Here is an 18,710-nt window from a genome sequence, read left to right on the forward strand (position 1 = left end):
AGGCCGAGGCTGCTTCTCCTCATGACGAGCAACCCGGGCCCCATTGCAGGACGCAGTGATGGCAACGCTAACCCAGAAACAGAATGCCCCCAAGAAAGTCTTCGCCTTTCGCTGGAGCGGGGTAAATCGCAAGGGCCAGAAGGTCTCCGGCGAATTGCAGGCCGACAGCATCAACACGGTCAAGGCAGAGCTGCGCAAACAGGGTGTCAACGTCACCAAGGTGAGCAAGAAGAGCCAGGGGCTCTTCTCCAAGGGCGGCGCCAAGATCAAGCCGATGGACATCGCCGTCGTCTCCCGCCAGATCACCACCATGCTGTCAGCCGGCGTACCTCTGGTCCAAAGCCTGCAGATCATCGCTCGCAGCCACGAGAAGGCCGCCATGCGCGAGCTCATGGGCCAGATTGCCGCCGATGTGGAGACCGGTACTCCCATGTCCGAAGCGCTGCGCCGCCATCCCCGCCACTTTGACGATCTTTACTGCGATCTGGTGGAGGCTGGCGAACAGTCCGGCGCCCTGGAGACCATCTACGATCGCATCGCCACCTATCGCGAGAAATCGGAAGCACTCAAGTCCAAGATCAAGAAAGCCATGTTCTACCCCACCATGGTCATCCTGGTGGCCATTGTCGTTACCTCCATCCTGCTGCTGTTCGTCATTCCCCAGTTCGAGGACATCTTCAAGAGCTTCGGTGCCGAACTGCCCATCTTCACCCAGTTCGTCATCGGTATCTCCCGTTTCATGCAGAACTGGTGGTATGTGATCTTTGGCGGCATAGCGCTCGCCATCTTTCTCTACGTGCGCGCCTGGCGCGCCTCCCAGAAGGTCAAGGACAACACCGACAAGTTCATACTGACCATCCCCGTGGTCGGCATGATATTGCACAAGGCCGCCATGGCCCGCTTCGCCCGCACCCTCTCCACTACCTTCTCCGCCGGTATTCCACTGGTGGATGCCTTGGTCTCTGCGGCAGGCGCCTCTGGCAACTATGTCTATCGCACTGCCGTCATGGCCATTCGCAACGAGGTGGTGGCCGGCATGCAGATCAACGTGGCCATGCGCACCGTCGATCTGTTCCCGGACATGGTGATCCAGATGGTGATGATCGGCGAGGAGTCTGGCGCCATCGATGATATGCTCTCCAAGGTCGCCACCATCTTCGAGCAGGAGGTGGACGATCTGGTCGACGGCCTCACCAGCCTGCTGGAGCCTCTCATCATGGTAGTGCTGGGGGTTCTGGTCGGCGGCATGGTGGTCGCCATGTATTTGCCCATCTTCAAGCTAGGCGATGTAGTAGGCTGATTCACGAGGGTATGTGCTAACAACACATACCCTTCCTCCCAATTCATGACAGACGGTTGGTTATGACACTTCTCCTCGAGCTGGAATATGGCCTGCCCTGGCTCTATTTCTCGCTGGTATTCCTCTTTTCTCTGATGATCGGCAGTTTTCTCAACGTGGTCATCCATCGCCTGCCCATCATGCTGGAGCGGGAGTGGCAAGCCGAATATCTCGGCTATTTCAACCCAGAGACACAGCCGCAGCAGGAAGAACGCTACAACCTGATGGTGCCGCGTTCTGCCTGCCCTCATTGCGGCCACGCCATCACGGCCATAGAGAACATCCCCCTGCTCAGCTGGCTCTGGCTCAAGGGGCGCTGCCGTGAATGCCAGGCCCCCATCTCGGCCCGTTATCCTCTGGTGGAGCTGCTGACGGCCCTACTCTCGCTGGTCGTCGCCGCGATATTCCCACCAAGCTGGGGCTTACTGGCCGCCCTGCTGCTCACCTGGGTACTGGTGGCACTCACTTTCATCGATCTGGACAAAATGCTTCTGCCGGATCAGCTGACCCTGCCACTGCTGTGGGGCGGCCTGCTGTTCAACCTGACAGGGGGATTTGTACCACTGGCCGATGCGGTGATCGGCACCATGGCCGGCTATCTGGTGCTCTGGAACCTCTACTGGGCCTTCAAGCTGCTGACCGGCAAGGAAGGGATGGGCTATGGTGACTTCAAGCTGCTGGCGGCGCTGGGTGCCTGGCTCGGCTGGCAGGCACTGCCCATCGTGTTGCTGCTCTCGTCGCTGGTTGGCGCTTTCATCGGGATTGGTCTCATCTTGCTGCGCAACCATCATCAGAACAAACCCATCCCCTTCGGCCCCTATCTGGCTATCGCCGGCTGGATCGCACTGTTGTGGGGCGATACCATCACCCGCTGGTACCTCACGACGTTTCTCTGATCAAAGGCAACACTGACCCATGTATGTAGTCGCAATCACCGGTGGAATTGGCAGCGGCAAGACCACGGTTGCCAATCAGTTTGCCGAACTGGGCATCGAAGTAGTGGATGCGGACGTCATCGCCCGCGAGGTAGTCGAGCCCGGAACCCCGGCCCTGGCCGCCATCGCCGCCCATTTTAGCTCAGCAGTCATCACCCCCGCTGGCCAGCTCGATCGCCGTCGGCTGCGTGAGCGGGTTTTCACTGACCCGCAGGCCAAGGGCTGGCTCAACGCTCTGCTCCACCCCCTCATTCGCACCGAGATGCAGCGCCAGTGTGCGGCCGCTCGCTCCCCCTATTGCTTGCTGGTAGTGCCCTTGCTGGTGGAAAACCGGCTCACAGCCCTGGCCAATCGGGTACTGGTGATCGACGTGGACGAAGCGACCCAGATTGAGCGTACCTGCCGCCGGGACGGTGTGAGCCGCGAGCAGGCGCAAGCCATCCTGGCCGCCCAGGCGAGCCGGACCGAACGGCTGGCGGCAGCCGACGATGTGCTGGACAACCAGAATGGCACGCCCGAGGCGATAAAGAGCCGAATTTTAGCGCTGCACGAGACATATCTGGCATTTGCCTCTCAACAAGCCCGCCAACTGTGAGTACACTAGGCCGGTTTATGGCTGGCCAGGATTAGGCATGATTTACGATTTTCCCCTCAATGAAAAAAGCCGGACCTATCTTCGTCTGGAGTCCCTGTTTTCCCAGATCCGCGACAATCTGGAGAGCGACCAGTCCTGGGCACATATCGCCTTTTTCAAGGGTCTGTTCGACCTGCAGGAGTTGCTGGAGCGCGGCGACCTGCGCGCCGATCTGATCAAGGATCTGGAGCGCCTCGGCCAGCGCCTGAGCCACTGGGCCAGCCTGCCCGATGTCGACCTGGAGCAGATCAGCCAGATGCAGCAGGAGAGCGCCCAACTCTCCCGCAACCTGCTGAGTGCCCCGCGTCCAGGTGCCCGCCTCAAAGAGGATCGGCTGCTCGGCTCCATTCGCCAGCGCTTCTCCATTCCGGGCGGGTTGTGCGCCTTCGACGTGCCGCAACTGCACCACTGGCTCGCTACCCCGGCCATCGCCCGTCATCAGCAGATGCAGCTGTGGCTGAGCGACATCAACCTGTTGATGAACGCCATCTCCCTGCTGCTGCGGCTGTGGCGTGAGTCCGGCAACTTCAGCGAGCAGGTTGCCGTCAACGGCTTCTTCCAGGATACCGCCGAGAGCGCCGAGCTGATCCGCATCCGTCTGACCGGCACCCAGCAGTGCTACCCCACCCTGAGCGGCCACAAGAACCGGTTCGCCCTGCGTTTCCTGCCCACCACGGAGCAGCAGATCGGTGATGTCCCTTTCCAGCTTGCCTGCTGCTAAGGAGCATTCATGGTGACCAAAGTAAAGTGCCCGACCTGCCAAACCGAGCTGGAATGGGGCCCGCAAAGCCCGTTTCGCCCGTTCTGCAGCAAGCGCTGCCAGCTGATCGATCTCGGCGAGTGGGCCGACGAGGAGAAGCGGATCCCGGGGGAAATAGACCCGGAGCTGCTGCCCTACCCCGAAGAAGGGGAGCAGTGGCAGTAAGCCAGCAAGCAAAAAGGGCCGATACGGCCCTTTTTGTTTTGGTATGCACTGCGGCTCACATCAGCCCTGTGCGGCCAGTGATGCCTGCAGGCGCGTCACGATCGGGCCATTGGCGTCGGGGAAGTGATACTCGTGCAGCGAGGCCAGCGGCACCCAGCGACACTCCTGCCCCTCCTTGCCGAACGGCTCGCCGCTGAAGCGGGTCACCTTCCAGATATCCAGCAGCACCTGCTTGTCCGGGTAGTCGTGATGCAGTTCCATGAAGGGGGCGCAATCCTGCACCCGGATCCCGATCTCTTCCCACAGTTCGCGATCCAGCGCGGTAAGCAGATCCTCTCCGGCTTCCACCTTGCCACCGGGAAACTCCCAGCGATCCCCCTGATGGCGATCGGCGGAGCGCTTGGCGATAAAGATATCGCCCCGTTCGTTCTCGATGACGCCGACCGCCACCCAGATCCGTTTCTTCTGTTCCATCATTGTCCTCAACGTAAACACGGCAAACGGGCAATCCAGGACGCCAGCCGACGGGCCTGCGGCTCCCTTTGTGCCGTAAAGATATCCTGCCCCACATGCTCGCTCCCGCCAGGGGCGGGCTGCGGCCAGGGTATGGCGCCTGGCGGCGTGAAGCAGCGATCGTGCACCAGACAGCTCTGCGAGAGATAACCCCAGAGCCGGTCGCGCAAAAACCATTGGTCGATGTTCGGCGTCTCCATCACGTCGGGCTGATAGCCTTCGAGCAGGGGCGCCAACGGCGGCAATACGCCGGCCATCCCACCCCACATCCCCGCCAGCACCAGATCGGTATGACTCCACCAGTCGCGCATGATATGAAACCAGCGCGTCGATGCAAGCCACTCCTGTACCGCCAGCCGCTCGCGCACGCCCGGCACCGAATCCACATCCCGTACCAGAAAGCGTCCCACCAATGGATCATTGGCCACCTGAAAACGCCAGCACAAACGCTGACGCAAAGACTGACCGGCAGGTTGCAACAAGAGCTCTGCCCCCAGTTCGCGCAGCGCAGCGAGCAACTCGGCAGGCACGCTCTCATCCACGTAGAAACGCACCCGCCAACCCGGGTAGAGATAGGACGCCGCCAGCACGTTGTCGATGGCCCCCCGCAGATAACGGGGACCACTACCCCACAGGGAAAAAGCGATGACATCCGGCTTGCGACTGCCATCGGCCAACCAGACGGCCGGTTCTGCCGCAGGCAATGCCCAGGATGGTGGCGCCTTTCCCGCCGACCGGGCCTTCAGGGTCAGTGAGCGAGTTCCCGCCTGGGCAGCCTCATCGTAGCGATCCAGCTTGGCCAACGAGGCGCAGAGGGCGTCCAGCGCATGGAAATCGTCGGAGACGCGCTGCAGCAGGGTCTGCAAACGCGCCACTGCCAGCTCGTACTGACCGGCCCGCGACAAGCAAGCGCAGAGGTTGCGCAGCACCTCGTCATTGCCGGGTTCGGCCTTGTGGGCCATCTCCAGCACCTGCGCCGCGGAAGCCGGGTCGTCGCACAGGAAGAGGTAATAGGCAAACTGCAGCAGCAAGGCAATCGGCTTGGCCATGCTGCCGTTGAGCCGGGCCAGTAGTTGCTGGATGGCAACCTGGCGCTGGCCCGCCAGCCAGCCAGCTATTGTGGGCAGTAGTATCCCATCCTGTCGGCATCTTGCTCATCGCATGGCTCTCCTTCTTTGCCTGCCGGAAATGAATGCACCGCCCGGAGGCGGTGCATCATCGTCATTGCGCTATCAGGTCAACTGACCGTGGCAGTGCTTGTATTTTTTGCCTGAGCCGCATGGGCAGGGGTCATTGCGTCCCACCTTCTGCTCGTCCCGCACGAAGGTAACCGGCGCAGCTTCGGCCTGGGCCTCGTCGTCAGCCAGCTGGTTGTCGGCCGCGGCATGGGTGTAGGTGCGGGGAGCGGCTTCGGCCTGCTGGCGCTGCTGCTCTTCCATCGCCTCCACGTCGCGCTCCTGAACCTGTACTCGGCTCAGGATGCTGACCACGTCGCGCTTGAGGGTTTCCAGCATCTGGGTGAACAGATCGAAGGATTCGCGCTTGTACTCCTGCTTGGGGTTCTTCTGGGCGTAACCGCGCAGATGGATGCCCTGACGCAGGTGATCCATGGCCGCCAGGTGCTCTTTCCACAGGCCGTCCAGGGTTTGCAGCATCACCGCCTTTTCGAAGTTGCGCAGCACTTCCTTGCCGACCAGCTCTTCCTTGTGGGCATAGAGTTTGGTGGCTTCATCCAGGATGCGCTCGCGCAGCTTCTCTTCATAGAGCTTGTCATCTTCCGCCAGCCACTGCTGCAACGGCAGATCCAGCGCGAAGTCGGACTTCAGGCGGGCTTCCAGACCCGGCACGTCCCACATCTCTTCCAGGGACTGCGGCGGGATGTACTCGTCGATGATGGCGCCATAGACATCGTCACGGATGACATGGATGGTCTCGGAGATGTCGCTGGTGTCCAGCAGCTCGTTGCGCTGCTCATAGACCACCTTGCGCTGGTCGTTGGCCACGTCATCAAATTCCAGCAGGCTCTTGCGGATGTCGAAGTTGCGACCTTCCACCTTGCGCTGGGCATTTTCGATCGCCTTGGTCACCCACGGGTGCTCGATGGCCTCGCCCTCTTCCATCCCCAGTTTCTTCATCATGCCGGTGACGCGATCGGAGGCGAAGATCCGCATCAGGGTATCTTCCATGGAGAGGTAGAAACGGGAGGAACCCGGGTCGCCCTGACGACCGGAACGGCCGCGCAGCTGGTTGTCGATACGACGGGATTCGTGGCGCTCGGTACCTATGATGTGCAGACCACCGGCGGCCAGTACCGCATCGTGACGCACCTGCCAAGCCGCTTTCAGCTCGGCGATTTGTGCCTCGGTCGGGTTCTCCAGCTGGGCGATTTCCGCTTGCCAGTTACCGCCGAGCACGATGTCGGTACCACGACCGGCCATGTTGGTGGCGATGGTGACGGCGCCGGTCTGGCCTGCCTGGGCGACGATCTCCGCTTCCATGGCGTGGAACTTGGCGTTCAGCACCTTGTGCGGGATGTTTTCCTTGGTCAGGATGCCGGAGAGCAGCTCGGAGTTCTCGATGGAGACGGTACCGACCAGCACCGGCTGGCCGCGCTCGACGCAACCGCGAATGTCTTCGATGATGGCGGCATACTTCTCGTTGGCGGTCAGGTAGACCAGATCGCCCATGTCCTTGCGCACCATCGGCTTGTTGGTCGGGATAACCACGGTATCCAGGCCATAAATCTGCTGGAATTCAAAGGCTTCGGTATCAGCAGTACCCGTCATGCCCGCCAGCTTGTCGTACAGACGGAAGTAGTTCTGGAAGGTGATGGAGGCCAGGGTCTGGTTCTCGTTCTGGATCTTGACCCCTTCCTTCGCTTCGACCGCCTGGTGCAGACCATCGGACCAGCGACGGCCCGGCATGGTACGGCCGGTGTGCTCGTCGACGATGACGATCTCGTCCTTCTGGACGATGTAGTCGACGTTGCGTTCAAACAAGGTGTGAGCACGCAGGCCGGCGTTGACGTGGTGCAGCAGGCTGATGTTGGTGGCGGAGAACAGGGAGTCGTCCTCGGCCAGCAGCCCCTCTTTCTTGAGCAGCTCTTCCACGAAGATCTGGCCGTTCTCGGTCAGCAATGCCTGGCGGTTCTTCTCGTCCACCGTGTAGTGGCCGTCGCCAGTGTACTCTTCGGAGTCTTCCTTGTCCTGCTTGACCAGCAGCGGGATCAGCTTGTTGACGCGGATATAGAGCTCGGAGCTGTCTTCTGCCGGGCCGGAGATGATGAGCGGGGTACGGGCTTCATCGATGAGCACCGAGTCCACCTCATCCACCAGCGCATAGTTGAGCGGACGCTGCACGCGCTGCTCGGGCGAGAATGCCATGTTGTCGCGCAGGTAGTCGAAACCGAATTCGTTGTTGGTACCGTAGGTGATGTCGGCAGCGTAGGCGTCACGCTTCTGGGACGCGTCCATGCCGGGCACGTTGCAGTCGACTGTCATGCCGAGGAAGGCGAACAGCGGGCGGTTCGCCTCGGCGTCACGCTTGGCCAGATAGTCGTTCACGGTCACCACGTGCACACCACGACCGCTCAGGGCGTTCAGGTAGGCCGGCAGGGTCGCGGTGAGGGTCTTGCCTTCACCTGTCTTCATCTCGGCGATGCGGTTGGAGTTCAGCACCATGCCACCGATCAGCTGGACGTCGAAGTGACGCATGCCGAACACCCGGCGAGAGGCTTCACGCACGGTGGCAAAGGCCTCCGGCAGCAACTGCTCCAGTGTCTCACCCTGCTCCAGACGCTGACGATACTCGGCCGTCTTGGCCTGCAACTGTGCATCGGACAGAGCTTCGAACTGAGGCTCCATCGCATTGATCTGTTTTACAATTTTGCGCAGAGCCTTGAGCGTTCTGTCGTTCCGGCTGCCGATAATCTTGGTAAGCAGTGTGCTAATCATGGGTACCAACTATTTCTGGTTATATAAGTGTTCCGTCACTGGAACCTGGAGAAAAAAACCTAACCCCGTCTGGCATTGAGAAAACGCGCGGGGTCCACCTGACGACCATCTTTCAACACTTCGTAATGCAAATGGACCCCGGTCGCGCGACCGGTGCGTCCCATCAAGGCAATTTTCTGGCCCTCATCGACCAGGGTGCCCACTTCGACCAGCAACTTGGAGTTGTGGGCATAGCGGGTCACCAAACCATTGCCGTGGTTGATCTCCACCATGTTGCCAAATTCCGGATGACGGCCCGCCCAGCTCACAACCCCTGGGCCCGTCGCCAGAATGGGGGTGCCGGGCTTGCCACGGAAATCCACCCCTTTGTGCATCTTGGCGCGACCGTTGAACGGATCGACCCGGCCACCAAAGCCAGAGGAGACCCAAACCCGCTCCTGCTTGACCGGTGTTCCGGAAATAAAGCCGGCATCGGTTATATGGTGATTCATGATGAAAGATTCAAGTACCGACAGCTGCTCTTCACGACTGCTGAGCTGCTGGCTGAGATGCTTCATGGAGTCCTGCAGCTCGTTGAGGCTGACTTCCAGATCCGCATCATAGGAGGGGCCGCCCATGGGAGGCAGCTCCTTGAAATTGAACTCTTCGGGATCGAGGTCGGCCTTTTCGGTCAGCCGCTCGCCGAGCGCGTTGAGACGGCCCAGCTGCCCCTGCATGGTGCCCACCTGGGCGGCCAGCATGGCAAGCTGTTCGCGGGCTTCGTCAGCCCCTTGCGTGGATTTTTGCTGTTCGGCCATGGCCAGCGCGACTTCCAGCGCCTCCATTTTTTGATGCCAGCTCTGCCAGAGCCAGCCACCACTCAGGGCCAATACAGTGAAGAAGATACCGCCGACCCAGGCCAGACGTTGTTTCGGTAAGTGCAACTTGCGTCGCTGCTTGCCATTGAGGATCAGGGTAATGCTCATAGAAATCAGTCTGCTCGGTCAGGTGTGGCCATTGGCCCGCACGGGAAATAAAACCGGGAGATAATCGGTATTACAGAATGGAGTAAACAAATGACGGAACGTCGGTGCGGAGAGAGGACCGACGTTCCGTTGCACAGCTATCAGGCCAGAACCAGACCGTTATCGTAGTAAGCGATGGGCGCTTTGTCGCCCTCACCCTCGAAGGTCACCAGTTCCCAGGCCTCCTGCTTGGCCAGCAAGGCACGCAGCAGCTTGTTGTTCAGGGCATGGCCGGTCTTGTAGGCACGGAATTCGCCGATGATGCTGCGGTTACACATGTAAAGGTCACCGATCGCATCCAACATCTTGTGTTTGACGAATTCATCTTCATAGCGCAGGCCATCTTCGTTCAGTACCCGGTAGTCATCCAGCACCACGGCGTTTTCCAGGCTACCGCCCAGCGCCAGGTTCTGGGAACGCAGGTACTCGATGTCACGCATGAAACCGAACGTACGAGCACGGCTGATCTCTTTCACGAAAGAGGCACCGGAGAAGTCCAGCACGCAACGCTGATTGCGTCCTTCAAATACCGGATGCTGGAAGTCGATCTCGAGATCCATTTTGAAGCCGTTGCGATAGGGGTGGAATTCCGCCCACTTGTCGCCGTCTTCAACCCGGATGCTCTGCTTGATCCGCACAAACTGCTTGGGCGCATTCTGTTCACGGATACCGACTTCTTGCAGCAGGTAGATAAAGGGGTGCGCACTGCCGTCCATCACCGGGATCTCGGGCGCATCAACCTCGACATAGAGGTTGTCGATGCCCATCCCGGCCAGCGCGGCAGAGAGGTGCTCAATGGTAGAGACTCGGACACCGGCTTCATTGACCAGAGCGGTACAAAGCACGGTATCACGCACCTGATCGGCATTGGCTGGCAGCTCTACCACAGGATTCAGATCGGTACGCAAGTAAACGATCCCTGTGTTAACAGGCGCCGGACGGAACGTCATTGTGACTTTCCGACCCGAATGCAGGCCGACACCGGTGGCCTGGACACTCGTTTTCAAGGTTCTTTGTCTAATCATGGGCGTATCCGCTTAACAGCTCAAATTCCTGACCAGATGGTCGTTGCCGGGCCATCTTAGCACATTCCTTAAGCAACAAACAAACCAGCGTCATTGGAGGCTTAGTCGGCTTGCTTGCGCAGGAACGCAGGAATATCGAGATAATCCGGTTCGCGACGAGCTTGCGGCTCGGCGTTGACCACCTTGGCCGGGGCCTCTTCCATCACGCGAGACTGCAGGGCTTCGCTGATCAGGGGCTGACGGGCCGGACGCTCTTGTACCATGTTGTTCTTCACCAGCGTGATGTCCGGCTTGCGCTCGGCACCGATACCGGTGGCAACCACGGTCACACGCAGTTCGTCGTGCATTTCCGGGTCGATTACGGTACCCACCACCACGGTGGCGTTCTCGGAGGCGAAGGCCTTGACCGCGTTACCCACGGTTTCGAACTCTTCGATGGTCATGTCCATGCCGGCGGTGATGTTGACCAGGATGCCACGGGCACCGGCCAGGTCCACGTCTTCCAGCAGCGGGCTGGAGATGGCTTTCTCGGCCGCTTCTTCGGCACGGTCATCACCGGAGGCTGAACCGGTACCCATCATGGCGGTACCCATTTCACGCATCACGGTACGCACGTCCGCGAAGTCGACGTTGATCAAGCCCGGACGGGTGATCAGCTCGGCAATGCCCTGTACCGCGCCAAGCAGTACGTCGTTGGCAGCCTTGAAAGCGTCCAGCAGGGAGATGCCGCGACCCAGCACTTTCAGCAACTTGTCGTTGGGGATGGTGATCAGGGAGTCGACGTTCTTGGACAGCTCTTCGATGCCGTGAGCAGCAAAGCCCATCCGCTTCTTCCCTTCGAAGGAGAACGGCTTGGTTACGACAGCAACTGTCAGGATCCCCATCTCGCGAGCCACTTCGGCCACGATCGGTGCAGCACCGGTACCGGTACCACCACCCATGCCGGCAGCGATGAACACCATGTCGGAGCCAGTCAGCAGCTCGCGCAGCGCTTCCCGATCTTCCATGGCCGCATCACGACCCACTTCCGGATTGGCTCCGGCACCCAGACCCTTGGTGATGCCACCGCCGATCTGCAGGGTTGTGTTGGCGCTGGAGTTACGCAGAGCCTGGGCGTCGGTGTTGACGGTAATGAATTCAACGCCTTCGATGTTTTGACGAACCATGTGCTCGACCGCGTTGCCGCCGCCGCCACCCACACCAATCACTTTAATGACGGCTTCGTCAGTGTGGCTATCCATAAATTCAAACATGTTGTCTCTCCGCTTTATTTGCCTGACTCAGCAAAATCTTTTAGAACTCGCCACGCAACCAGTTGCTGACCCGTTTGACCAGCCCACCTACGCTTGCCTTGGCGGCATATTCCTTGCTACTGCCGGTGGATTGATGGGTGCGGCCATACTGCAGCAACCCGACCGCGGTCGAGTACACAGGCGCCTGCACATAATCACTCAATCCCCGGATATTCATGGGCTCCCCTACCCGGACCTGGCTCTGGAAGATCTGCTCTGCGCACTCCACAATGCCTTCGATCTGGGCAGCGCCGCCGGTCAAGACCACACCGGCTGCAAGCTGATGCTTGACCCCCTGCGCTTTCAATTCGCTTTGTACCCGCACCAGCTCATCATTCACCATGGAGAGCAACTCGGTGTAACGGGGCTCAATCACTTCAGCCAGTGTCTGCCGCTGCAGGCTGCGCGCCGGACGACCGCCGACACTGGGTACTTCAATATTGTCTTCCTTACTGACCAGCCGGCCGAGGGCGCAGCCATAGCGCACCTTGATCGCCTCCGCATCCAGCGGCGGGGTGCCGAAGGCATAGGCGATGTCGCTGGTCACCGTGCTGCCGGCGTACGGGATCACCTTGGTGTGACGCAGGGCGCCGCCGGTAAACAGCGACATGTCCATGGTGCCGCCACCGATGTCCACCACGCAGACACCCAGCTCTTTCTCATCTTCGGTCAGCACGGCGTAGCTGGACGCCAGTGCGGAGAAGATCAGCTGATCCACCCGCAGACCCACCTTCTCCACGCATTTCTCGATGTTGCGAGCCATGTCGTTGTGGCAGGTGATCAGGTGCACCTTGGCCGCCATCCGCACGCCGGAGAGGCCGACCGGGTTCTTGATCCCTTCCTGGTAGTCGATGGCGAACTCCTGGGGCAGCACGTGCAGCACCCGGAGCTCATCGGACAACCGTACCGACTTGGCGGTGTGGATGACGTTGTCCACGTCTTCCTGAGTCACCTCTTCATCGGAGATGGGCACCATGCCGGTTTCATTGCGACAGTCGATATGCTTGCCGGACAACCCCAGATAGACGGAGCTGATCTGGCAGTCGGCCATCATTTCAGCCTCTTCCACCGCGCGACGCAGGGACTTGACCACGGAATCAAGATCGTTGACCCCGCCCTTGTCCATGCCGCGAGAGGCGTGACTGCCCATGCCGATGACATTGAGCTCACCGTCTGGCAGCACTTCGCCAACCAGAACCGCCACCTTGGTTGTGCCGATATCCAGCCCGACAATCAGATTTCTATCTGCGGTTTTGGTCATTCACTTTCTCTTCGTTCTTCTTCCAGCCAACTGCCATTCCGGTGTCGTATCGAAGATCCACGTAAGCAACCCGCTCACGAGGTTCGATGACCGGAAAGGCATCGATAAACCGCTGCAGTCGGAGCGCGATATCCGAGCGCCCCAAAAACAGCTGAATGTTGCCATCCAGGGTCAGTTCCCAGGCATGGCGGGGGGTCAGATTCACCCCCAGCAGCTTGTACCCTCTGGCCGCCAGCTGCGCCTCGTATTGACGGCTGGCCTCCAGCACCTTGACGGCCTGATCTTCTGGCCCGGACAGCTGCATCAGAGGAGTCTTCACCCTGTCCGGCGCACTGAACACCTCACCCTTGGTGTTGACGAAGCGGTTGCCATTCCAGCGGGCCGCAACCGCCTGTTCGGTGAGGTAGACCTTGATCTTGTTGGGCCACTTCTTGCGTACCGAGACCTGGGCCACCCAAGGCAAGGCGTTCAACCGCGCCTGCAATTCGTTCACATCCAACTCGAAGAAGTTGCGCAACTCGGCACCATCCAGCACGGCGCTGCGCAGTTCATCGGTTTGCAAATACTGGTGTTGCCCCTGCAGCAACAGCTCGCTCATGGGCAACCGATTGGCATCCGTCAGCCAATCTTTAACATCCAGCGCGGTCTGGTAGAGGCCCCACATGACCAGGATGAAAAATCCCACCCCGGCGATGAAGCCCCCCTTGGTGCGCCCTTGTGCCCTTGCCTCCACCCGCTCGATCCCCGTTTAACGCGCCATGCCGGCCCTTTGCAGACCGGTTCGCCATTATATAGGCCCCGGCTTGGCGGTCAAAATACTCATTGGGCCCTCAGGCGCCGGATTTCATGCTCTCGATGCTCAATTTCATCTCGCCGAGACGGCGAGCCAGTGCGCCGACGTTCCCTGCCCCCTGGGTCAGCACCAGATCGCCTTCGCCGACCAGCCCGGCCAGCACCGCCGGCACATCGTCCGGCGTCGCGACAAAGATGGGCTCCAGGCTGCCGCGGGAGCGGATGGAACGGCACAGGGCGCGGCCATCGGCGCCCGGAATCGGCTCTTCACCGGCGGCATAAACCTCCAGCATCACCAGCACGTCCACCTTGGAGAGCACATCCGCGAAATCTTCGTAAAGATCGCGGGTACGGGTATAGCGGTGTGGCTGGAACACCATCACCAACCGCTTCTCGGGCCAGCCGGCGCGAGCTGCGTTGATGGTGACCTTGACCTCGCTCGGGTGGTGACCGTAGTCGTCCACCAGCATGGCCTTGCCGCGACCGGTCTCGAACTCGCCATATTGCTGGAAGCGGCGACCCACCCCTTCAAACTTGGCCAGCGCCCGGATGATGGCATCATCGCCGATCCCGTCCTCGGTGGCGACCGCAATCGCTGCGGCGGCATTGAGCGCGTTGTGGATGCCGGGCAGGTTGAGGGTCACCTCCAGCTCGCCGGCATCTTTGCGGCGCACCCGGAAGCGACTGCGGTTGCTGGTCTGCACGAAGTCCAGCACCTGCACGTCGGCATCATCACTCAGGCCGTAGGTGATGGTGGGACGGGCGATCTCCGGCAGCATGCCGCGGATCACAGGATCATCTACGCACACCACGGCCAGCCCGTAGAACGGCAGGTTGTGCAGGAAGTCGATGAAGGTGGCCTTCAGCTTGGAGAAATCGCCACCATAGGTGTCCATGTGATCCGCTTCGATGTTGGTCACGATGGAGACCATCGGCTGCAGATGCAGGAAGGAGGCGTCGCTCTCGTCCGCCTCGGCAATCAGGTAGCGGCTGCTGCCCAGGCGGGCATTGGTGCCGGCGCTGTTGAGCAGGCCACCGATGACGAAGGTCGGATCCCGGTCCGCTTCGGCATAGATGCTCGCCACCAGACTGGTGGTGGTGGTCTTGCCGTGAGTGCCGGCGATGGCGATGCCGTGGCGGAAGCGCATCAGCTCGGCCAGCATCTCGGCGCGGCGCACCACGGGAATGCGCAGCTCGCGGGCGGCCAGCAGCTCGGGGTTGTCCTGCTTGATGGCGGTAGAGACCACCACCACGCTCGCCTCGTTCACGTGCTCGGCACTGTGACCGACGAAGATGTGGGCGCCAAGGGACTCGAGTCGCTCGGTCACCGCATTACGGGCCAGATCCGAGCCGGTTACCTGATACCCTTCGTTGGCAAGCACTTCGGCGATACCGCCCATCCCGGCACCACCGATGCCGATGAAGTGGATGCGACGCACGCGGCGCATTTCAGGGATAACGGTACGCAGTTTTGCCAGTTCAACCTTGGTCATAGTTCTCTCTCAATCTGCCCGGTCGCCAGGCGTTTGCACTCATCGGCAACCCGCTCGGCGGCATCGGTAATGGCCACGCGACGGGCGGCCTGGGCCATGTTCAATAGGGTTTCCCTGCGCCCGGCAAGCCAGGAGAGACGGGCGGCCAGCGAGGCCGTCGTCAGCTCGGATTGGGGCAGGAATTCAGCCGCACCGCCATCGACCAGGGTCAGGGCGTTGCGGGTCTGGTGATCATCCACTGCGTGAGGCAGCGGTACAAAAATGGCGGCGACCCCGGCGGCAGCCACTTCGGAGACGGTCAGCGCCCCCGCCCGGCACACCACCAGATCGGCCCAGGCGTAGGCATCGGCCATGTCCTTGATAAATTCGCTCACTTCGGCCGCAACACCCTGCTTGGCGTAGGCTTCGGCCACGGCATCCCGATTGCCCTTGCCGCACTGGTGACGCACCTCGATGGGCACGCCGGCCGCCGCCACCGCTGGCGGCACCTGCTCGTTGAGCACCCGGGCCCCCAGGCTGCCACCGACGATCAGCAGCCGCAGTGGCTCGGCCCCGCTGCGCAACTGGGGATCCGGCAGCGCCACCACTTCGGGGCGTACCGGATTGCCCACCACGGCGGTGCGACGGCTCGGCGCGAAGGCGCCCGGAAATGCCATCAGCACCCGCTTGGCGAGGCGAGCCAGCAGCTTGTTGGTCAGGCCGGCGGCAGCATTCTGCTCGTGCAACAGCAGCGGGATACCGGACAGCCACGCCGCCACGCCACCCGGGCCGGAGGCAAAGCCGCCCATGCCGAGCACCACGTCGGGGCGAATGGTCTTGAGCACCCGCCGCGCCTGCAGCACGGATTTGACGATGCGATAGGGCGCCACCAGCAGACGCTTGATGCCGTTGCCACGCACCCCCTGAATATCGATGAAGGAGATGGGGTAACCATGGGCAGGTACCAGCTCGGCCTCCATCCGGTCGGCGGTGCCGAGCCAGTGAATGCTCCAGCCCTGGGCCTTGAGGCGATCAGCCACGGCCAAGCCGGGGAACACATGGCCCCCGGTACCGCCTGCCATCACCAACAGCGTCTTGCTCACTAAACCTCCCGCACGCGCGCCTGGGCACTGGCCTGGCGCAACTCGAAATCGATACGAATCAACATGCTCACCGCCACCATCATGATGATGAGGCTCGAACCACCATAACTGACCAGCGGCAGGGTCAGCCCCTTGGTCGGCATCATGCCGCTGGCTGCCCCCACGTTGACGAAGGTCTGGAAGCTGAACCAAATGCCGATGCCGATGGCCAGATAGCCTTCATACAGTCGCTCGGCCACCAGCGCCTGGTGACCCAGCTTGAGCGCCTTGATTGCCAGCGCAAAGATGAGAAACAGCGCGCCCAGCACGCCCACATAGCCCAGCTCTTCCCCCAGGATGGCGAACACGAAGTCGGTGTGCGCCTCCGGCAGGTACTCCATCTTCTGGATGGAGTTGCCAAGCCCCTCGCCAAACCAACTGCCACGGCCGAAGGCCATCAGCGACTGGGTCAGCTGGTAACCGCTGCCGAACGGATCGGCCCAGGGATCGAGGAAGGAGGTCACCCGCCGCATCCGGTACGGTTCGGCGATGATCAGGGTCACCACGGCGCTCACCCCCACCAGGATGAGACCGATGAACTGCACCAAGCGGGCACCGGCCAAGAACAGCATGCCGAGCGAGGTGACGAACATCACCACCACCGAGCCCAGATCGGGCTGGGCCAGCAGCAGGATGGCCACCACGAACAGCACCGCCATCGGCTTCATGAAACCGATGAAACGCTCGCGCACCTCGCTCTGGCGGCGCACCAGGTAGCCCGCCAGATAGACGAACAGTGCCAGCTTGCCGAACTCGGCCGGCTGCAGGTTGAACGGGCCAAGCGGCAACCAGCGCACCGAGCCGTTGACGCTGCGGCCCACCAGCAGCACCAGCACCAGCATGACGATGGCCAGCAGCAGCATGGGGCCGTTGTAGTGCTGCCAGCGCGCCATCGGCACCTGCAGCACAAACCAGGAGATGCCGAGTGCCATCAGCAGAAACAGGCCGTGACGCTTCACGAACATGAAGGGATCGTTGTTGATGGCGATCCCCTCCGGGATCGAGGCGGAAGCCACGATCACCAGACCCACCGCCATCAGCGCCAGCGCCAGCACGACCAGCTGCCGGTCATAGAGACCGGCAGGGCGCGCCGGCAACAGCCAGCGCTGCAAGAAGCCTGCGACTGCGCGAAGGGCGTTCATAACTTCTGTACCAGCTCGGTGAAACGATCACCGCGCGCTTCGAAAGACTTGAACTGGTCCAGGCTGGCGCAGGCCGGCGCCAACAGCACCCAGTCGCCGGGTCTGGCGTCGGCAGCCGCCTTGGCGACCGCGGCATCCAGATCCGCCACCCGCTCGGTCTGCTCACCCAGCGCCAGCAGCACCTCGGCATCCTGGCCGAAACAGTACATGTGATCGATCTGGCTGCCGAGCAGCGCCTGCACCGGGCCGAAATCCTGGCCCTTGCCCTGGCCACCGGCCAGCAGCAGCAGACGGCCCTTCACCGACTCGCGCACCCCGGCCACGGCAGCCAGGGTCGCCCCCACGTTGGTGGCCTTGGAGTCGTTGATCCAGCGCACCCCGTTCACCTCCCGCACGAAGCGGGCACGGTGAGGCAGCCCCTCGAAACGGCGCAGTACTCGCAACTGCGGCTCGCGCGGGATACCGACCGCATCGCACAGGGCCATGGCCGCCAGCGCGTTGGCCTGGTTGTGGGCGCCGACGATCTTCATCTCGTCCACCGCCAGCAACGGCTCGCCGTGCAGGGTCAGCCAGTGACGGCCATCCAGCTCGCAGCGACCGTAACCGTTGCAGTCGAGGCCGAAGCTCTGCCACACCTGGCCCACGTCGGGCAGGGTCTGGGCATCGTCGCGATTGATCAGGATGTGCTGGGAGTGCTGATGGATCTCCATCTTGGCGGCGCGATAGTCGGCCATGCCCTGATAGCGATCCATATGATCTTCACTGAGGTTCAATACCACGGAGGCGGCGGCGCGCAGGCTGTGGGTGGTCTCCAGCTGGAAGCTGGAGAGCTCCAGCACGCACAGATCCATCGGCTGCTTGAGCAGCTCCAACGCCGGCGTGCCGATGTTGCCACCCACCCCGACCTTGAGGCCGGCCTCGGCGATCATCTCGCCCACCAGGGTGGTGACCGTGCTCTTGCCGTTGGAGCCGGTGATGGCGATCACCGGCACCTGGGTCTCGCGCACGAACAGCTCGATGTCGCCGACGATGCGTACCCCGAACTCGGCTGCGGCTTGCAGTTCGGGCGTTGCCAGGGCAATGCCCGGACTCGCCACTATCATGTGCGCCTGCTTGAGCAGCTCGCCATCCAGCCCGTGGATGAGTTCCACCTCGGCAGGCAGTTGATCCCTGCCGGGCGGGTTGGCGCGGGTGTCCATCACCAGCGGCGTCACGCCACGGCCGAGGAAATAGTCGACGCAGGAGAGTCCGGTTTTGCCGAGTCCGATGATGATGACCATG

Annotated in this window: 16 protein-coding genes and 1 pseudogene; 5 read left to right on the forward strand and 12 right to left on the reverse strand. The window is 61.6% G+C overall.

All coding sequences use genetic code 11. The features are described 5' to 3' along the window. Nucleotides 1-58: 58 nt before the first annotated feature. The 5 genes from PG900_RS17995 (at nucleotide 59) to yacG (ending at nucleotide 3,833) form a co-directional block, all read left to right on the forward strand. Nucleotides 59-1,300 (forward strand): type II secretion system F family protein, encoded by a 1,242-nt coding sequence (locus PG900_RS17995; protein WP_270831953.1) that lies wholly within the window; start codon nucleotides 59-61, stop codon nucleotides 1,298-1,300. Nucleotides 1,301-1,362: 62 nt separating this feature from the next. Further along, nucleotides 1,363-2,235 (forward strand): prepilin peptidase, encoded by an 873-nt coding sequence (locus PG900_RS18000; RefSeq protein WP_270801150.1) that lies wholly within the window; start codon nucleotides 1,363-1,365, stop codon nucleotides 2,233-2,235. A gap of 19 nt (nucleotides 2,236-2,254) precedes the next feature. Beyond that, nucleotides 2,255-2,869, forward strand: a complete 615-nt coding sequence (coaE, locus tag PG900_RS18005; protein WP_270801156.1) for a dephospho-CoA kinase — start codon at nucleotides 2,255-2,257, stop codon at nucleotides 2,867-2,869. A 37-nt stretch (nucleotides 2,870-2,906) separates the two neighbouring features. Then, nucleotides 2,907-3,629, forward strand: coding sequence for a cell division protein ZapD (gene zapD, locus PG900_RS18010; RefSeq protein ID WP_024945431.1), 723 nt, complete (start codon nucleotides 2,907-2,909; stop codon nucleotides 3,627-3,629). Between the two features lie 9 nt (nucleotides 3,630-3,638). Continuing rightward, a complete protein-coding gene (gene yacG / locus PG900_RS18015) occupies nucleotides 3,639-3,833 on the forward strand; it encodes a DNA gyrase inhibitor YacG (RefSeq protein WP_005305661.1) in 195 nt (64 codons plus the stop codon). A 60-nt stretch (nucleotides 3,834-3,893) separates the two neighbouring features. On the opposite strand, the gene mutT is transcribed toward yacG, so the two are convergent. The 12 genes and pseudogenes from mutT to murD all read right to left on the reverse strand — a co-directional run bounded on the left by mutT (nucleotide 3,894) and on the right by murD (nucleotide 18,709). Continuing rightward, complete coding sequence (gene mutT / locus PG900_RS18020) at nucleotides 3,894-4,307, reverse strand: 8-oxo-dGTP diphosphatase MutT (RefSeq protein WP_016352173.1); 414 nt, start codon at nucleotides 4,305-4,307, stop codon at nucleotides 3,894-3,896. Nucleotides 4,308-4,315: 8 nt separating this feature from the next. Then, nucleotides 4,316-5,504, reverse strand: a pseudogene (locus PG900_RS18025) (tetratricopeptide repeat protein). A 74-nt stretch (nucleotides 5,505-5,578) separates the two neighbouring features. Beyond that, nucleotides 5,579-8,299 (reverse strand): preprotein translocase subunit SecA, encoded by a 2,721-nt coding sequence (secA, locus tag PG900_RS18030; RefSeq protein ID WP_011707576.1) that lies wholly within the window; start codon nucleotides 8,297-8,299, stop codon nucleotides 5,579-5,581. Nucleotides 8,300-8,358: 59 nt separating this feature from the next. After that, nucleotides 8,359-9,264: a M23 family metallopeptidase gene (locus PG900_RS18035; protein ID WP_016352175.1), complete on the reverse strand. Its 906-nt coding sequence runs from the start codon at nucleotides 9,262-9,264 to the stop codon at nucleotides 8,359-8,361. 140 nt (nucleotides 9,265-9,404) lie between these two features. Continuing rightward, complete coding sequence (gene lpxC, locus PG900_RS18040; protein WP_011707578.1) at nucleotides 9,405-10,328, reverse strand: UDP-3-O-acyl-N-acetylglucosamine deacetylase; 924 nt, start codon at nucleotides 10,326-10,328, stop codon at nucleotides 9,405-9,407. Nucleotides 10,329-10,429: 101 nt separating this feature from the next. Then, the gene (gene ftsZ, locus PG900_RS18045; RefSeq protein WP_005305686.1) at nucleotides 10,430-11,581 is read right to left on the reverse strand and encodes a cell division protein FtsZ; all 1,152 of its coding nucleotides are present in this window, start codon (nucleotides 11,579-11,581) and stop codon (nucleotides 10,430-10,432) included. 40 nt (nucleotides 11,582-11,621) lie between these two features. Beyond that, nucleotides 11,622-12,881: a cell division protein FtsA gene (ftsA, locus tag PG900_RS18050; RefSeq protein ID WP_005305690.1), complete on the reverse strand. Its 1,260-nt coding sequence runs from the start codon at nucleotides 12,879-12,881 to the stop codon at nucleotides 11,622-11,624. After that, complete coding sequence (locus tag PG900_RS18055; RefSeq protein ID WP_017409434.1) at nucleotides 12,862-13,614, reverse strand: cell division protein FtsQ/DivIB; 753 nt, start codon at nucleotides 13,612-13,614, stop codon at nucleotides 12,862-12,864. The genes ftsA and PG900_RS18055 overlap by 20 nt, the downstream gene beginning before the upstream one ends. Nucleotides 13,615-13,711: 97 nt before the next feature. Continuing rightward, nucleotides 13,712-15,166 carry a UDP-N-acetylmuramate--L-alanine ligase gene (gene murC / locus PG900_RS18060; protein ID WP_010635950.1) on the reverse strand — a complete coding sequence of 485 codons (1,455 nt, stop codon included), beginning with the start codon at nucleotides 15,164-15,166 and terminating at the stop codon, nucleotides 13,712-13,714. After that, complete coding sequence (gene murG, locus PG900_RS18065) at nucleotides 15,163-16,248, reverse strand: undecaprenyldiphospho-muramoylpentapeptide beta-N-acetylglucosaminyltransferase (RefSeq protein ID WP_270831957.1); 1,086 nt, start codon at nucleotides 16,246-16,248, stop codon at nucleotides 15,163-15,165. Before murG ends, murC begins: the two co-directional genes overlap by 4 nt. Continuing rightward, nucleotides 16,248-17,429 carry a cell division protein FtsW gene (gene ftsW, locus PG900_RS18070; RefSeq protein ID WP_016352178.1) on the reverse strand — a complete coding sequence of 394 codons (1,182 nt, stop codon included), beginning with the start codon at nucleotides 17,427-17,429 and terminating at the stop codon, nucleotides 16,248-16,250. Before ftsW ends, murG begins: the two co-directional genes overlap by 1 nt. Continuing rightward, nucleotides 17,426-18,709: a UDP-N-acetylmuramoyl-L-alanine--D-glutamate ligase gene (murD, locus tag PG900_RS18075; protein ID WP_017409430.1), complete on the reverse strand. Its 1,284-nt coding sequence runs from the start codon at nucleotides 18,707-18,709 to the stop codon at nucleotides 17,426-17,428. The genes ftsW and murD overlap by 4 nt, the downstream gene beginning before the upstream one ends. Nucleotide 18,710: the final 1 nt, after the last annotated feature.

Origin of the sequence: Aeromonas sp. QDB03 (assembly GCF_027707985.1) — a bacterium.
Taxonomy (GTDB): Bacteria; Pseudomonadota; Gammaproteobacteria; order Enterobacterales; family Aeromonadaceae; genus Aeromonas; species Aeromonas hydrophila.

Coding starts and splice junctions, on each gene's coding strand:
- PG900_RS17995 (WP_270831953.1), top strand. CDS start 59: ATGGCAACGCTAACCCAGAAACAGAATGCCCCCAAGAAAGTCTTCGCC.
- PG900_RS18000 (WP_270801150.1), top strand. CDS start 1,363: ATGACACTTCTCCTCGAGCTGGAATATGGCCTGCCCTGGCTCTATTTC.
- coaE (WP_270801156.1), top strand. CDS start 2,255: ATGTATGTAGTCGCAATCACCGGTGGAATTGGCAGCGGCAAGACCACG.
- zapD (WP_024945431.1), top strand. CDS start 2,907: ATGATTTACGATTTTCCCCTCAATGAAAAAAGCCGGACCTATCTTCGT.
- yacG (WP_005305661.1), top strand. CDS start 3,639: ATGGTGACCAAAGTAAAGTGCCCGACCTGCCAAACCGAGCTGGAATGG.
- mutT (WP_016352173.1), bottom strand. CDS start 4,307: ATGGAACAGAAGAAACGGATCTGGGTGGCGGTCGGCGTCATCGAGAAC.
- secA (WP_011707576.1), bottom strand. CDS start 8,299: ATGATTAGCACACTGCTTACCAAGATTATCGGCAGCCGGAACGACAGA.
- PG900_RS18035 (WP_016352175.1), bottom strand. CDS start 9,264: ATGAGCATTACCCTGATCCTCAATGGCAAGCAGCGACGCAAGTTGCAC.
- lpxC (WP_011707578.1), bottom strand. CDS start 10,328: ATGATTAGACAAAGAACCTTGAAAACGAGTGTCCAGGCCACCGGTGTC.
- ftsZ (WP_005305686.1), bottom strand. CDS start 11,581: ATGTTTGAATTTATGGATAGCCACACTGACGAAGCCGTCATTAAAGTG.
- ftsA (WP_005305690.1), bottom strand. CDS start 12,881: ATGACCAAAACCGCAGATAGAAATCTGATTGTCGGGCTGGATATCGGC.
- murC (WP_010635950.1), bottom strand. CDS start 15,166: ATGACCAAGGTTGAACTGGCAAAACTGCGTACCGTTATCCCTGAAATG.
- ftsW (WP_016352178.1), bottom strand. CDS start 17,429: ATGAACGCCCTTCGCGCAGTCGCAGGCTTCTTGCAGCGCTGGCTGTTG.
- murD (WP_017409430.1), bottom strand. CDS start 18,709: ATGGTCATCATCATCGGACTCGGCAAAACCGGACTCTCCTGCGTCGAC.